Annotated in this window: 12 protein-coding genes; 6 read left to right on the top strand and 6 right to left on the bottom strand. The window is 62.5% G+C overall.

Annotation, left to right across the window (positions count from 1 at the left end):
- The first annotated feature begins 145 nt into the window (after positions 1-145).
- On the top strand, positions 146-1,210 hold the full coding sequence (gene hemE / locus ACFY9W_RS04785; RefSeq protein WP_051099567.1) for a uroporphyrinogen decarboxylase: 1,065 nt from the start codon (positions 146-148) through the stop codon (positions 1,208-1,210).
- Positions 1,211-1,327: 117 nt separating this feature from the next.
- The gene (locus ACFY9W_RS04780) at positions 1,328-1,675 is read left to right on the top strand and encodes a NirD/YgiW/YdeI family stress tolerance protein (RefSeq protein ID WP_391126462.1); all 348 of its coding nucleotides are present in this window, start codon (positions 1,328-1,330) and stop codon (positions 1,673-1,675) included.
- Between the two features lie 81 nt (positions 1,676-1,756).
- Here ACFY9W_RS04780 and ACFY9W_RS04775 read toward each other — a convergent pair whose 3' ends face one another.
- Positions 1,757-2,944: an MFS transporter gene (locus ACFY9W_RS04775; protein WP_391126672.1), complete on the bottom strand. Its 1,188-nt coding sequence runs from the start codon at positions 2,942-2,944 to the stop codon at positions 1,757-1,759.
- 165 nt (positions 2,945-3,109) lie between these two features.
- Here ACFY9W_RS04775 and ACFY9W_RS04770 point away from each other — a divergent pair, with 165 nt between their 5' ends.
- The 4 genes from ACFY9W_RS04770 (at position 3,110) to ACFY9W_RS04755 (ending at position 5,617) form a co-directional block, all read left to right on the top strand.
- The gene (locus tag ACFY9W_RS04770; protein ID WP_391126459.1) at positions 3,110-4,003 is read left to right on the top strand and encodes a LysR substrate-binding domain-containing protein; all 894 of its coding nucleotides are present in this window, start codon (positions 3,110-3,112) and stop codon (positions 4,001-4,003) included.
- A gap of 238 nt (positions 4,004-4,241) precedes the next feature.
- Entirely contained in the window at positions 4,242-5,015 is a 774-nt protein-coding gene (locus ACFY9W_RS04765) for an AAA family ATPase (protein WP_391126456.1), read from the top strand.
- Positions 4,999-5,271, top strand: a complete 273-nt coding sequence (locus ACFY9W_RS04760; RefSeq protein WP_391126453.1) for a type II toxin-antitoxin system HigB family toxin — start codon at positions 4,999-5,001, stop codon at positions 5,269-5,271. The genes ACFY9W_RS04765 and ACFY9W_RS04760 overlap by 17 nt, the downstream gene beginning before the upstream one ends.
- Positions 5,261-5,617: a type II toxin-antitoxin system HigA family antitoxin gene (locus ACFY9W_RS04755; RefSeq protein WP_391126450.1), complete on the top strand. Its 357-nt coding sequence runs from the start codon at positions 5,261-5,263 to the stop codon at positions 5,615-5,617. The genes ACFY9W_RS04760 and ACFY9W_RS04755 overlap by 11 nt, the downstream gene beginning before the upstream one ends.
- A 3-nt stretch (positions 5,618-5,620) precedes the next feature.
- On the opposite strand, the gene trxC is transcribed toward ACFY9W_RS04755, so the two are convergent.
- From trxC to betA, 5 genes are all read right to left on the bottom strand, one after another.
- Positions 5,621-6,055 (bottom strand): thioredoxin TrxC, encoded by a 435-nt coding sequence (gene trxC, locus ACFY9W_RS04750; protein WP_391126447.1) that lies wholly within the window; start codon positions 6,053-6,055, stop codon positions 5,621-5,623.
- Between the two features lie 136 nt (positions 6,056-6,191).
- A complete protein-coding gene (gene selO, locus ACFY9W_RS04745) occupies positions 6,192-7,652 on the bottom strand; it encodes a protein adenylyltransferase SelO (protein WP_391126444.1) in 1,461 nt (486 codons plus the stop codon).
- Positions 7,653-7,805: 153 nt separating this feature from the next.
- Complete coding sequence (gene mscK, locus ACFY9W_RS04740) at positions 7,806-11,114, bottom strand: mechanosensitive channel MscK (protein ID WP_391126441.1); 3,309 nt, start codon at positions 11,112-11,114, stop codon at positions 7,806-7,808.
- 35 nt (positions 11,115-11,149) lie between these two features.
- Positions 11,150-12,892: a potassium/proton antiporter gene (locus tag ACFY9W_RS04735; RefSeq protein ID WP_391126438.1), complete on the bottom strand. Its 1,743-nt coding sequence runs from the start codon at positions 12,890-12,892 to the stop codon at positions 11,150-11,152.
- 257 nt (positions 12,893-13,149) lie between these two features.
- Positions 13,150-14,847, bottom strand: coding sequence for a choline dehydrogenase (gene betA, locus ACFY9W_RS04730; RefSeq protein ID WP_391126435.1), 1,698 nt, complete (start codon positions 14,845-14,847; stop codon positions 13,150-13,152).
- Positions 14,848-14,869: the final 22 nt, after the last annotated feature.

Genomic DNA, 14,869 nt, shown 5'->3' with positions numbered 1-14,869 from the left:
ACCTGTGGGAGCGGGCGTGCCCGCGAAGCTTTTGTATACAAAAACGCTTGATCTGTGGCATCCAATAGACAAAACGCATGGCCATGGCCGTGCCTTTTGCGCTGGCGTCTGAGAAAATGCCCGCACTATTTTTCCGGATGCCGACATGACTGCCCTGAAGAACGACCGTTTCCTGCGTGCACTGCTCAAGCAACCTGTAGACGTCACCCCGGTGTGGATGATGCGCCAGGCCGGCCGCTACCTGCCGGAGTACCGCGCCAGCCGCGCCAAGGCCGGTGACTTCATGAGCCTGTGCATGAACCCGCAGTTTGCCTGCGAGGTCACCCTGCAGCCGCTGGACCGCTATCCGCTGGACGCAGCGATCCTGTTCTCGGACATCCTCACCATCCCCGACGCCATGGGCCTGGGCCTGTACTTCGAAACCGGCGAAGGGCCGCGTTTCAAGAAGGTCATCAGCACCCCGGCCGATATCGAAGCACTGCCGATCCCAGACCCGCAGAAAGACCTGGGCTACGTGATGGACGCGGTCAGCACCATCCGCCGTGAGTTGAACGGTCGCGTGCCGCTGATCGGCTTCTCTGGCAGCCCGTGGACCCTGGCCACCTATATGGTTGAAGGCGGTTCGTCGAAGGACTTCCGCAAAACCAAAGCCATGGCCTACGACAACCCGCAAGCCCTACACCTGCTGCTGGACAAGCTGGCCCAGTCGGTCACCAGCTACCTGAATGGCCAGATCCTGGCCGGCGCCCAGGCCGTGCAGATTTTCGACACCTGGGGCGGCAACCTGTCGGCGGCGGCTTACCAGGAATTCTCCCTGGCCTACATGCGCAAGATCGTCAGCGGGCTGATCCGCGAGCACGAAGGCCGCAAGGTGCCGGTAATCCTGTTCACCAAGAACGGCGGCCTGTGGCTGGAAAGCATCGCTGAAGCCGGTGCCGACGCACTGGGCCTGGACTGGACCTGCGAGATCGGCGACGCCCGTCGCCGTGTGGGTGACAAGGTGGCGCTGCAAGGCAACATGGACCCGACCGTGTTGTACGCCAAGCCCGAGGCCATCCGCCAGGAAGTGGCGCGCATCCTGGCCAGCTATGGCCACGGTACTGGCCACGTATTCAACCTCGGCCACGGCATTACCCCGGAAGTCGACCCGGAGCATGCCGGCGTGTTCATCAATGCCGTGCACGAGCTGTCGGCGCAGTACCATCAGTGAACTGATCGCTGAAAACAAAAAGCCCGGCCATGTGCCGGGCTTTTTGTTGCATTAAGTTTTAATTCAGCGATCGTCGTTAATCTGGTCCCATCGAAACCCAAACAGGACCTGATCCTCATGAAAGCTCATTACGTTGCACTGATCCTTGCCCCTCTGTTCAGTACCGCCGCACTGGCTGCGACTTACACCGGCCCCGGCGCCCAGTCGGTCACCACCGTGGCCGCTGCCAACGAAGCTGCGGATGACACTCCGGTCGTACTGCAAGGGTTTGTGACCAAGAAGATCAACAACGACGACAAGTACGAGTTCAAGGACAACACCGGCACCATTACCGTCGAGATCGATGACGAAGACCTGCCGCCGACGCCGTTCAACGACAAGACCAAGGTCAAGCTGACCGGTGAGGTGGAGAAGCACCTGATGAGTCGGGAAGTGGATGTGGATATTGTCGAGATCATCAACTGATCTGATGGCCTGTTCGCGGGCACGCCCGCTCCCACAGGGACTGCACCGAACCCTGTGGGAGCGGGCGTGCCCGCGAATGCTTCACACCGATTTGGGCGGTAACTTGCTCAGGTGCAGCGCCACCAGCAACGCCACTACCAGCAGGCTGCCAATGAACAGCCCGATACCATTCCAGCCCCACTGGTGCCAGAACACCCCGCCCGCCGTACCGGCCACGCTTGAGCCTGCGTAATAGCTGAACAGGTACAGCGACGACGCTTGCCCTTTGGCTTTCAACGCCCGGCGCCCGATCCAGCTGCTGGCCACCGAGTGCGCACCAAAGAAGCCGAACGTGAACACCAGCATGCCCACGATCACCATCGCCAGCGGGCTGGCCAGGGTCATCAGCAAGCCACCCGCCATCACCACGATACTGGCCCAGAACACCTTGCGCCGGCCCAGTTTGTCGGCTAAGGCACCCACCTGTGCCGAACTGTAGATGCCCGACAGGTACACCACCGACAGCAAACCGACCAGCGCCTGGTTCATGTGGTAGGGCTCGGCCAGCAGGCGGTAGCCGATGTAGTTGAACAGGGTGACGAAGGCGCCCATCAGCAGGAACGCCTCCAGGAACAGCCAAGGCAGGCCGGCATCCTTGAAGTGCATGACAAAGCCGTCCAGCAGGCTGCGTGGGTTCATCAACTGTGGGCGGAAGTTGCGCGATTCGGGCAATACCTTCCAGAACACCAGCGCGGCCACCAGCGCCAGGCCACCGATGGTCAGCATCGCCGTGTGCCAGCTGACGAAGTCGATCAGTACGCCGGTGATCAGCCGCCCGCTCATGCCACCAATCGCGTTGCCGCCGATGTAGAGGCCCATGGCCAGGCCAATGTGCTGCGGGTGGATTTCCTCGCTCAGGTAGGTCATCGCCACCGCCGCCAGGCCGCTCAGTGACAGGCCGACCAGCGCACGGGTGGCCAGTACCAGCTCCCAGCTGGGCATCACGGCGCTGGCCAGGGTGGAGAGGGCTGCGCAGACCAATGCAAAGACCATTACCGGCTTGCGCCCGATGCGGTCGGAAATAGGGCCGGTGATCAACAGGCCGAACGCCAGCATGGCGGTGGACACCGACAGTACCAGGCTGCTTTGCGCCGCGTTGATGGCAAATTCCTTGGACAACAGCGGCATCATCGGCTGTACGCAGTACAGCAGGGCGAAGGTGGCGAAGCCGCCGCTGAACAGGGCCAGCACGGTTTTCATGAAGGCCGGGGTGCCTTTTTCGATCCACATTTCGTTCAGGGGAGCGGGTTCTGGCTCGGCGGGAAGGGGGGCTACAGCAGTTTTCACGGGCGGGTACCTCTGACGCAATGAAAAAAGCATATAGCTGGCTAATGATTAGATCCAATATATTGTTCGACCTATTTAAGACGTTTTGCGACCTGTTTGGAGCTGATCATGGAACTGCGCCATCTGCGTTACTTCATTGCCGTGGCCGAAGAACTGCACTTTGGCCGTGCGGCCCAGCAGCTGGGTATTTCACAGCCGCCGCTCAGTCAGCAGATCCAGGCGCTGGAGCAGGAGCTGGGCGCGCGCTTGTTCGAGCGTACCAACCGTCGGGTCGAGTTGAGCGAGGCGGGGCGGCTGTTCCTTGAAGAGGCCCGGCAGGTGCTGGCGCAGGTAGAGAAGGCTGCCGATGTGGCCCGGCGTGCACAGTTGGGTGAACTGGGCGAGATGAAGATTGGCTTCACGTCGTCTGCGCCATTCACCTCGAAGATTCCCAAGGCCATCCACGCCTTTCGCCAGCGCTTCCCGGCAGTGCACCTGAACCTCAAGGAAATGAGCAGCCGCGATGTTGCCGAAGGGGTGTTCGACGAGTCCATCGAAGTGGGGCTGATGCGGCCCATGCCACTGCCGGAGGGCTTGCTGGCCACCGAGTTGTTCCGCGAGCCGCTGGTCGCGGTGATAAATGCTTCGCATCCGCTGGCCGAAGGCACCGAACAGGGCGTGCACATGGCGGCGCTGGCCCATGAGCCGTTTGTGTTCTTCCCGCGCAGTTACGGCAGCGGCCTGCATGCGCAGCTGCTGAGCCTGGCGCGGCAGGCAGGCTTCAGCCCGCATTTTGCCCAGGAGGCGGGGGAGGCCATGACCATCATCGGCCTGGTTTCGGCAGGGCTGGGCGTGTCGGTATTACCGGCGTCGTTCCAGCGCATGCGTATTGACGGGGTGGTTTACCGCACCTTGCTCGACGAAGGGGCGATGTCGGCAGTGTGGCTGGTGCAGCGCGAGCGCGGTGGGTCGGCAATGGCCAGGGCGTTCGCGCAATTGGTAACAGGGCAGGCCTATGCATGAAGCCAGCGCAGTAGCTGTGGGAGCGGGCGTGCCCGCGAAACAGGCGACGCGTTGGATGGCACCGGCTTTGCCGGTGTTCGCGGGCACGCCCGCTCCCACAGGTACTGCGCAAGCATTTAGATTTTGAGCAAGACAGTAGCTCCTGCAAGGGCCTGTGCAGGCCATACGGCAAATGGCACTGGCCATTGCCGCAGCGCCGCCACATACTCGGGCATTCGTTGATACACGGAGGTCAATCATGCGGCGCGTGGTGTTCAATCAGAAAGGTGGTGTGGGCAAGTCGAGCATTGCCTGTAACCTGGCGGCGGTCAGTGCCAATGAAGGCTACCGGACCCTGCTGATCGACCTGGATGCCCAGGCCAACTCGACCCAGTACCTCACCGGCCTTACCGGCGAGGACATCCCCATGGGCATTGCCGATTTCTTCAAGCAGAGCCTGTCCAGCGGGCCGTTCAGCAAGAAGAACAAGGTCGATATCTACGAAACCCCGTTCGATAACCTGCATGTGGTTACCGCCACACCCGAACTGGCCGATTTGCAGCCCAAGCTTGAGGCCAAGCACAAGATCAACAAGCTGCGTAAGTTGCTGGACGAACTGGATGAGGATTACGACCGGATCTACATCGATACCCCGCCAGCGCTGAATTTCTATGCGGTTTCTGCACTGATCGCCGCCGATCGCGTACTGATCCCCTTCGACTGCGACAGTTTCTCGCGCCAGGCCCTGTATGGCCTGCTGGCCGAGATCGAAGACCTCAAGGATGACCACAACGAAGACCTGCTGGTCGAAGGCATCGTGGTCAACCAGTTCCAGTCCCGCGCCAGCCTGCCGCAGCAGATGCTCGATGAGCTGCAAGCCGAGGGCTTGCCGGTGCTACCGGTGTACCTGAGCAGCTCGGTGAAGATGCGTGAATCGCACCACGCCAGCTTGCCGCTGATTCACCTGGAGCCCAAGCACAAGCTGACCCAGCAGTTTGTCGAGTTGCACGATCTGCTTGAGCGCACTGAATAGGCGCTGCGCTGCAGCGGCCTTGGAGAGCTGGCATGACATAGCGCTCAAGGCCACCTGGAGAACGCCGCAGGATGTAAAGGATCAGATTGGCAACGCCAGCATATGTGGCAAGAACCGCGTGGTCTTCAACATCGGAGGTAACAAGTACCGGCTTGTGGTTGAAATGCAGTATCGAGCCGGTATTGCCTGGGTGAAGTTCGTCGGTACGCACAAGCGCTATGACGAGATTGACGTGGAGACAATCTGTGAATATTAAGCCGATCCGTAATGATGACGATCTTCGAGCAGCGTTTCAGCGACTCGAATTCATTTTCCAGGCGCAAGCGGGAACGCCTGAAGCGGATGAAATGGAAGTGCTTGTGACACTCATTGAAGTGTACGAAAACAAGCACTATCCCATTCATCCCGCCAATCCTATTGAGGCCATCAAATTCTGCATGGATCAGCAGGGCCTTACCCCACGGGATCTGGAGCCTTACATTGGCCCGAGTGGTCGAGTTTCGGAAGTCTTGAATGGGAAGCGTGGACTGAGCCTCTCCATGATCAAGCGCCTGCACGATGGCCTGCGCATTCCCTATGAGTCGCTACTGGCAAACGCTTGAGAATCAAACCCCTTGGCTACGCACCCACTCCAGCAACGACTGGAGTGGAAACGCCCCCGCCTGGCGGCTGATTTCGCGGCCGTTCTTGAACAGCAGCAGGCTGGGGATCGAGCGGATGCCCAGCTGGCCGGCCAGGGTGCGGTTGGCTTCGCTGTCTAGCTTGGCCAGGCGGCAGCGGCCGGTCAGTTGGCGGGCGGCTTGTTCGAAGGTGGGGGCGAAGGATTTGCAGGGGCCGCACCAGTCGGCCCAGATGTCGACCAGCAGCGGCAGGTCGCCCTTGATCTGGCTGGCGTAGCTGGCTTCGGTGAGTTCGAAGGGCTTGCTCAGTAGCACATCCTGTTTGCAGCGGCCGCATTTTGGCGCGTCAGCCAGGCGTTCGGCGGGCAGGCGGTTAAGGCCGTTGCAGTGGGGGCAGGGAATAACCAATGGGTCGGACATATCAATTCCTTGTGTTGTTTGTTCGGGCCCTATCGCCGGCAAGCCAGCTCCCACAGGGGTACCGATTGGTCAGGTGCGACGCTGTACCTGTGGGAGCTGGCTTGCCGGCGATGGGGCCAGTACAGCAACCATCAGTTCATGATGAACAACTGATTTCCAGGTGCTTGCCCCATTCAGGTGGGCGCTCGGCATAGGCCTGCATTCCGGGCTGCTCTTCGAAGGGCTTGGTCAGCACCTGATGCAGCCGCTGCACTTCACTGTAATCCCCCGCTTCAGCCGCTTCGATGGCTTTCTGCGCCAGATAATTACGCAGTACATAAAGCGGGTTCACCGCATGCATCCGTTCCCGCCGACCTTCGGCATTACCGGTTTCGCGTTCACAACGGGCCAGGTACTCCGCGCCCCAGGCATCGAACCCGGCCGGATCGATGAAGTCGTCGCGTACCACCTTCAGTGCCCCGGCCACAGGCTGCTCACCCAGCTTGCGCAAGAACAGGTTGTAGTCCACACCACCACGCTGCATGCACTGCAACAGGCGTTCGACCAGTGCCATGTCGTCCTCCTCGGCTGTGGTCAGGCCCAGGCGCCGGCGCATCAGGTCCAGATAGTGGGCCTGGTACAGCGGCAGGAACAGCCCCAACGCTTCTTTCAGCGGCTCCACCTCGATCATTGTGGTCAGGGCCTGGGCCAGCGCGCTGAGGTTCCAGTGGGCAATCGGTACCTGGTTGGCGTAGCTGTAGCGGCCACGGTCGTCGGAATGGTTGCAGATGAAGTTGGCGTCGAAGTCGTCGAGGAAGGCGAACGGGCCGAAGTCGAAGGTGATGCCCAGGATCGACATGTTGTCGGTGTTCATCACCCCGTGGCAGAAGCCATAAGCCTGCCAACGGGCGATCAGTTCGGCGTTGCGCTCGACGATGGTGCGGAACATGGCCAGGTAGGGCTGTTCGGCTTCGCGGCATTCGGGATAGTGCTGCTCCAGCACATGGTCAATCAGCAGGCGTTGCTGTTCGGGCTGCTTGGTGTAGTAGAAATACTCGAAATGCCCGAAGCGCACATGGCTCTGCGCTACGCGCGTGAGCATGGCAGCGCTTTCGCGGGTTTCGCGCCATACCGGGGTGCTGGAACCGATCACGCACAGCGCCCGGCTGGTGGGGATGCCGAGGGCGTGCAGGGCTTCGGAGGCAAGGAATTCGCGGATCGACGAGCGCAGCACGGCACGGCCGTCGCCCATGCGTGAGTAAGGCGTCTGGCCGGCGCCCTTGAGGTGCAGGTCCCAGTGCTCGCCGGCATCGTTGAGCACTTCGGCCAGCAGCAGGCCGCGGCCATCCCCCAGGCGGGGGTTGTACGAGCCGAACTGGTGGCCGGAATACACCATCGCCCGAGGATCGGCTTCTTCCCACAGCTTGTGGCCGCTGAACAGCTCGGCAAAAACCGGCAGCTCGGCCTGTGCAGGGTCGAGGTCGAGCAGGGCCATGGCCGACTCGCTTGCTACCACCAGGCGTGGGTCTGCGATGGGCTCGGGTAGCACCTGGGTGGAGAACGCGTCACCCAGGCGGGCGAAGCGGTTGTCGAAGGTGAGTTGGTCGAGGGCTTTCACGGGGCCGGCTCCAGAGTTTGATTGGCTGGGGCCGCTTTGCGGCCCTTCGCGGGCACGCCCGCTCCCACAGGAATGAGCGCTCGCCTTGTGGGAGCGGGCAAGCCCGCGAACGAGGGCGGAGCCCTCGCAGGGTTTCAGCACAGAATAAAGGATTCAGGCTGAAGCAGTGCCATCGGATTTCGGCTGTTCCATGGGAATCAGCTGCTGTTTGCCGCCTTTCGGGTCCATCAGGAACACCTCTACCTGGCGCACCGAGATCTTGATGTCATGTGCCTTGAACTCGCGGCTGATGTAGCGGTTGAGTTCGTCCAGCGTCGGGTTGCGGTCGCCCAGGTCGCGTACGTGCATGCGCAGTTCGTGGTCCAGCGAGCTTTCGCCGAAGTTGAGGAAGTACACGATCGGCTCCGGGTCCTTCAGCACCCGTGGGTTCTCATGCGCACCCTTGAGTAGCAGGTCGCGCACCAGGTCCAGATCGGAGCCGTAGTCGATGCCCAGCTTCAGCGTCACCCGGGTAACCGTGTCGGTCAGCGACCAGTTGATCAGCTGGCCGGTGATGAAGGTCTTGTTGGGGACGATGATGTCCTTGCGGTCGAAGTCGGTGATGGTGGTGGCGCGGATGCGGATCTTGCTGACCGTGCCCGACAGGTTGCCGATGGTGATGGTGTCGCCAATACGCACCGGGCGCTCGAACAGGATCATGATGCCGGAGATGAAGTTGGCGAAGATTTCCTGCATGCCGAAGCCCAGGCCCACAGACAACGCGGCCACCAGCCATTGCAGCTTGTCCCAGCTCACCCCCAGGGTGGACAGGGTGCTGACGATGCCGACGCCGACGATGGTGTACGACAACAGCGTGGTGGTGGCGTAGGCGCTGCCTTGGGCCAGGTTGAGGCGTGACAGCACCAGCACTTCCAGCAGGCCCGGCAAGTTGCCGGCCAGGGCGAAGGTGATGCCGACGATGACCAGCGCACCCAGCAGGTCGCCAAGGCTGATCGGCACCATGCTGGCGGCGGCACCGGTGCCGCTGGTGTATTCGTACAGCACGAAGTTGTTGAGGTAGGCGAACACCGAGATCAGGTCTGCCCACACCCAGTACAGGCCGGCGATGAAGCCGCCGAGCAGGGCCAGGCGGATCAGGCGCAGCGACTGCTGGTTGACCTGTTCGATGTCCAGCGTTGGCTCTTCGGTGATGACTTCGCCATCCAGCCCTTCCTTGGCTGCGGCGCGCTTGCTCAGCGCCCGCTGGTAGGCCAGGCGCCGAGCCGCCACTGACAGGCCACGCACGAACGCGGCCTCGATCACCAGCCAGAACAGCAGCAGGTACAGGGTGTAGATCAGCCGGTCAGTGAGCTTCAGCGCGGTGTAGTAGTAGCCGAAGCACACGGCGACGAACAGGGCGATGGGCAGGGCGGTGAACGCAACGCCCACGGCTCTGCGGAACAGTGAGGTGTCGCGGTGTGCCGGGCTGCTGAGCAGCAGGCGGCTGAGCAGCCAGGCCATCAGTGCGTAGCAGGTCAGCACCACGCCGATACCCAGTACGTCGTCGGCCAGCGCCGATGGCTGGTGCTCGGCCACCGCCACTACGCCGACCAGTGCCAGGACCACGGTGCCCAGGCGGCGCACCCAGCCGCGCAGGAACTCGACCTGCGGCTTGTGCCAGCGGAAGTGGATTTCTGCTACGCCACCGGGGGCGAGGATGCGGTAGGCGGTGTAGAACACCAGCCAGGCCTGGGCCAGTTGCCACAGGGCCGCGCCCAGGTTGGCGTTTTGCCCGCGGGCGTCGATCTGCAGGGCATAGCTGCACAGTGCCAGGCCAAGGCTGACCGGCATCGCCAGCAGGATATTGATGAGAATCGCCTGGGGCGTGTGCCACTGGCTGTCACGGCGGAAGTGACCGATGTCCTGGTGCACCTTGCCCAGCCGCTGGTACAGGTATTTGCGCCGCCACAACAGGGCGCCGATCACCAATAGCAGGGGCAGGAACAGCAACGGGCGCTGGCTGAGGCCGTCGGCCAGCTCCTTCAGGCCCGAGCCCCACGGCAGGTTGGCGACCTGGTCGGCCAGGCGCTCGGGTACATAACTCAGCCAGTCCCAGTCCAGCGGCTTGTTGCTGGGGATCCAGAACATCTGTTCGTCGAGGGTTGTACGCAGGCTCTGCGCTGTGCCCAGCAACTGTTTCTGGTTGAGCTGCAGGGTGATCGATTCGTTAAGCAGCGCCGACAGTTCGCGGTTCAGCCGTTCAAGCAGGTCGCTGCGGTTGATGGCAACTTCCAGCAAGGCTTTGCGCAGTTGCGGGCTCACCTCTTCCTGCGGCTGCACGGCCAGCAGCTTGTCGACATAGGTGACCGGGCTGCTCATCTGCTCGCGTTGCTGGTTGACTTCAAACTGGTACAGGCGGGTGTCGGCGATCTGGTCGGCCAGGTCGCGGTCGACTTTCAGGTGTGGCAGGGTCTGCTTCTGCTTGTAGAGAATCTTCGACAGCAGCAGGCTGCCCTTGAGCACGTTGATCTGCTCGTCCAGCGCCTGGTCAGCCTGGGTCAGGCTGTCGAGTTGCTGTTTGGTGCGCAGGTTCTGCTGGGTCAGTTCGTTGAGGCGGTCGGTGCTTTTCAGCAGGTAGTCGGACAGCTTGAGGTTGACCGCGCTTTCGGTGGCCAGCAGGCTGCTGCCGCCGGCCTTCTGGGCCTCGATCGATTGTTGGGTGACCGCTTCCTGTGACTGGGCCAGGCGCTTGTCGTTGATCAGCGTCTGCAGGTCCTGGATTTCCTGCTCCAGGCGCGCGGCACGTTCGATCAGCAGGTCATGACGGGCGTTGCCCAGGTCTTGCAACAGGCTGTTGCCGGCCAGCTCCTGACGGCGCAGCAGGGTCAGTGCGTTGAGCGAGGCCAGTTCGGCGTTGAGCTGGTTGCGCTGGTCGGCGTTGATGGACTTGCCGCCGTCCTTGCCGGTTTTAAGAATGTTGTTGATCTGCTGGGTGCGTGCCTGGCTGTTGCTGATTTCGGCCTGGGCGCGTTCTGGGCGGGTTTGCGAATTGATGATCAGGCTGTTGGCTTCGGACAGCGCCTTCTGCAACTCGCCCTGCTGGGTGTTGCGTTCGCTGAGCATCTGCTCAAGCTGCGGCACGGCCAGTGTGGCGTACCGCTGGGCCACTGGCTGGGCCTTGGTTTCCTTGAGCCGGGCGAGTTCTTTCTGGCTTTCGCTGGTTTCCTTTGGAGCACCGGCCAGTTGCTGCTTCAGCGCGGCCAGTTTCTTCTCGTTGTCTTCCTTGCTGGCGAGCAGGCTCAAGGTCTGTTCGAGCACCTGCTGCAGGGCCTTCTGGTCGGCCTCGGGCAGCTTGCGCTCGGCGATCTTGTCGAGGCTGTTCTGGATGCTGGCGGTGGTCGGGGCCTCTGCGGCAGTGGCCGCAAAGGAAAGGGACAGGCACAGCCCGAGCAGGGCTGTGCGAAGGTACACGCGCAGGGACATAGGCAGACTACTTGTGGATCCGGCAGAAACGAAGTTTAGAGGAACAATCCTGGTCCGGGTCGCGTTCCTTCGGGGAATCTGACGCCTACTTTCTGGATCTTGTTCCCGTCCATGGTCGCCACGGTCCAGATCGTGCCATGCCATTCGACCTGGTCACCTACTACTGGAGCGCCTCCGACCTTCTGTCGGATGAACTGCGCCAATGGCATATTCGCGTCCAGGCCGTCGAGTTTCAGGCCATAAAGCGCGGCCACTGCACCCAGTTCGGCATCGCCTTCGAGCACGAAGTCGCCGAAGAAGCGCAGGTCCAGGCCCCGTTGTGGCGCCTGGCTGAACAGTTTGCCCAGGGCCTGCAGGTTGTGCTCGTGGCCGATCACGCAGAGCATGTCGCCCACTTCCAGCACGGTACTGCCCGACGGGTGCAACAGCTGCTCGTTACGGAACAAGGCGGCAATCCGCGTGCCTTCGGGCATTTTCAGCTCGCGCAGGGCGGCGCCGATGCACCATTTTTCGGCACCCAGGCGGTAGACAAACAGTTCCCACTCGCTGGTGATGTGCACTTCCAGGGCGGAGCGTGAAATCGGTGCCGGGTCTGGCGGTACGGTCACTTTCAGCAGTTTGGCCATCCACGGCAGGCTGGTGCCTTGCACCAGCAGCGACACCAGCACGATGAAGAACGCCAGGTTGAAGAACAGCTGGGCATCCGGCAGGCCGGCCATCAGCGGGAACACCGCCAGGATGATCGGTACCGCGCCGCGCAGGCCGACCCAGGAAATGAAGCCCTTCTCGCGGCCATGGAAGGCCTTGAACGGCAGCAGGGCAGCGACCACCGACAACGGCCGTGCCACCAGGATCATCCACAGCGCCAGGCCCAGCGCCGGCAGGGCGATGGGCAGCAGGTCGTGCGGGGTGACCAGCAGCCCCAGCACCAGGAACATGCCGATCTGGGCCAGCCAGGCCATGCCGTCGAGCATGTGCAGGATGCCGTGGCGGCTGCGGATCGGCTTGTTGCCCAGCACCAGGCCGCACAGGTACACGGCCAGGAAGCCGCTACCGTGCAGGGCGTTGGTCAGGGAGAACACCACCAGGCCGCCGGCCACCACCAGGATCGGGTACAGGCCACCGGCCAGGTTGATGCGGTTGACCAGTTGCAGCATCAGCCAGCCGCCGCCCAGGCCCAGCAGCCCGCCGATGCCGAACTCACGCAGCAGGTGGGTGAGCAGGCTCCAGTGCAGGCCGGTCTGGCCGCTGGCGATCATGTCGATCAGGGTGACGGTGAGAAACACTGCCATCGGGTCGTTGCTGCCCGATTCGATCTCCAGGGTGGCGGTAACCCGCTCATTCAGGCCTTTGCCGCCCAGCAGCGAGAACACTGCCGCAGCGTCGGTGGAGCCGACAATGGCGCCGATCAGCAAGCCCTGGATCAGGCTCAGGTTGAACAGCCAGGCGGCGACCAGGCCGGTGAGGGCGGTGGTGATCATCACCCCGACCGTGGCCAGCGACAGCGCCGGCCACAGGGCTACGCGGAAGCTTGCCACCCGCGTGCGCAGGCCGCCGTCGAGCAGGATCACGGCCAGTGCCAGGTTGCCCACCAGGTAAGCGGTCGGGTAGTTGTTGAAGATGATGCCGCCACCATCCACACCGGCAATCATGCCGACGGCGAGGATGATGACCAGAATTGGGATGCCCAGGCGTGACGACAGCGAGCTGACCAGGATACTTGCACCCACCAGCAATGCGCCGATCAGGAACAGGCTGTTGATGGTGCTGGCATCCAAAGGCAGTTACTCCGGTATAGCGCGGGGAAGAGGACTTGGACTGGCAAGTCGCGTGCCAATCGATTCTAACCTGATGAATTGGCAGCATGTAAAGCGTTTCTGCAGATGTGCAAAAGGCACCGCGGTGGGTGCCTTTTGTTGTGTTGCCTGGGCGGGCCTCTTCGCGGGCTTGCCCGCTCCCACAGGGATCTTGCAAGGCCTGCTGGCGATGCAATACCTGTGGGAGCGGGCAAGCCCGCGAAGAGGCCAGTGCGGGCTTACGCCTGCTTCACTTCACGCATCGGCTTGCCTTTCACCGGTGCATCGCCTGCCACGTAGTACTTGGCAGTGCTGCGTGCCAGCGGCTTGCGGCCACGGATCTTGTCCGAGATTTTCTCGGCGATCATGATCGTGGTGGCGTTGAGGTTGCCGGTGATGATCAGCGGCATGATCGACGCGTCGACCACACGCAGGCCTTTCATGCCGTGCACACGGCCTTCGCCGTCAACCACCGCCATGTCGTCGGTGCCCATCTTGCACGAGCAGGACGGGTGGAAGGCGGTTTCGGCGTGCTCGCGAATGAACTTGTCCAGCTGCTCGTCGGTTTGCACGTCGGCGCCCGGGCTGATTTCGCGGCCACGGTACGGGTCCAGCGCCGGCTGGGCCATGATTTCGCGGGTCAGGCGGATGCCGTCACGGAATTCCTGCCAGTCCTGCTCGGTGGACATGTAGTTGAACAGGATGCTCGGGTGCTGGCGCGGGTTTTTCGACTTGGCCTGGATGCGACCACGGGCAGGCGAGCGCATGGAGCCCATGTGCGCCTGGAAGCCATGTTCTTTCACGCCATTGGAGCCATTGTAGTTAATGGCTACTGGCAGGAAGTGGTACTGAATGTTCGGCCACTTGAACTCAGGACGGGTACGGATGAAGCCGCCAGCTTCGAACTGGTTGCTGGCGCCGATGCCGGTACCGTTGAACATCCACTCGGCACCGATGGCCGGCTGGTTCCACCACAGCAGCGATGGGTACAGCGACACCGGCTGGGTGCAGGCGTACTGCAGGTACAGTTCCAGGTGGTCCTGCAGGTTTTCGCCAACGCCCGGCAGGTCGTGCACGACCGGGATGTCGAGGCTTTCCAGCAGGGCGCGCGGGCCCACGCCGGAGCGTTGCAGCAGTTGCGGCGAAGCGATGGCGCCAGAGCTGACAATCACTTCCTTGCGGGCGCGGGCTTCCACACGCTCTTCGCTGTCGCCGACCAGGTAGGTCACGCCAATTGCGCGCTTGCCGTCGAACAGCACACGGTCGCTCAGGGCGTGGGTGACGATGGTCAGGTTCGGGCGCTTCTTGGCCTGGTCCAGGTAACCACGGGCGGTGCTGGAGCGGCGGCCGTTCTTGGTCACCGAACGGTCCATCGGGCCAAAGCCCTCTTGCTGGTAGCCGTTCAGGTCTTCGGTGCGCGGGTAACCGGCTTGTACGCCGGCCTCGACCATGGCGTGGAACAGCGGGTTGTTGCCGGCCTTGGGCGTGGCAACGCTGACCGGGCCTTCACCGCCGTGGTAGTCGTTAGGGCCGATGTCGCGGGTTTCGGCTTTGCGGAAGTACGGCAGGCAGTCCAGGTAGGTCCAGTCTTGCAGGCCCGGCAGTTCTGCCCAGCCGTCGAAGTCCATGGCGTTGCCGCGGATGTAGCACATGCCGTTGATCAGCGACGAGCCACCCAGGCCCTTGCCGCGGCCACACTCCATGCGGCGGCCGTCCATGAACGGCTCCGGGTCGGTCTCGTAGGCCCAGTTGTAGCGGCGGCCTTGCAGCGGGAAGGCCAGGGCGGCTGGCATCTGGGTGCGGAAGTCGAAGCGGTAGTCGGGGCCACCGGCTTCCAGCAGCAGCACGGTAACGCCGGCGTCTTCGGTCAGGCGGGTAGCCAGGGTGTTACCGGCGGAGCCGGCACCGACGATGATGTAATCGAATTCTTGGGACATGAAAGTACCCTCGTGTTGGCGG

It is taken from the genome of Pseudomonas sp. NPDC008258, from assembly GCF_042956345.1.
Taxonomy (GTDB): domain Bacteria; phylum Pseudomonadota; class Gammaproteobacteria; order Pseudomonadales; family Pseudomonadaceae; genus Aquipseudomonas.
The sequence above is the reverse complement of the archived record's forward strand: the minus strand, read 5'-3'. Positions and strand labels throughout refer to the sequence as shown.